Raw genomic sequence first — 326 nt, 5'->3', positions numbered from 1 at the left:
AAAAGGAAAGAGCCAAAATAACGACTTTTATTTTGGCATTAAACTTGCTTTGATAAAGCTTGTTGTGAGTACACACTAGAATTGCCCGAACTTTTCTAGTGTTAAATTTAAGTTATGGCCTCCTGTCTTGCGCTCACTTAATATGTACTCTTAACATCTCTACGAATACTCGGGTTATGTCTAAGATGTAACCCGAGTTTTTATTTTACCCAAGCAGTGACAATGCTGACTGTGGACGCTGATTCGCCTGAGACAATATCGTACTACTTGCCTGTTGTAATATCTGTGCTTTTGTTAACGTAGCCGTTTCTATCGCAAAATCCGCA

Annotated in this window: 1 protein-coding gene; it reads right to left on the bottom strand. The window is 38.7% G+C overall.

Going from position 1 to position 326, the window contains the following annotated elements; all coding sequences use genetic code 11:
- Positions 1–205: 205 nt before the first annotated feature.
- The coding region (locus OCI93_RS21060; protein ID WP_261627275.1) for a flagellin at positions 206–326 on the bottom strand (121 nt) is incomplete at its 5' end.

The sequence above is a fragment of the Pseudoalteromonas holothuriae genome (assembly GCF_945859825.1).
In the GTDB taxonomy this organism is placed as follows: Bacteria; Pseudomonadota; Gammaproteobacteria; order Enterobacterales; family Alteromonadaceae; genus Pseudoalteromonas; species Pseudoalteromonas holothuriae.
The sequence above is the reverse complement of the archived record's forward strand: the minus strand, read 5'-3'. Positions and strand labels throughout refer to the sequence as shown.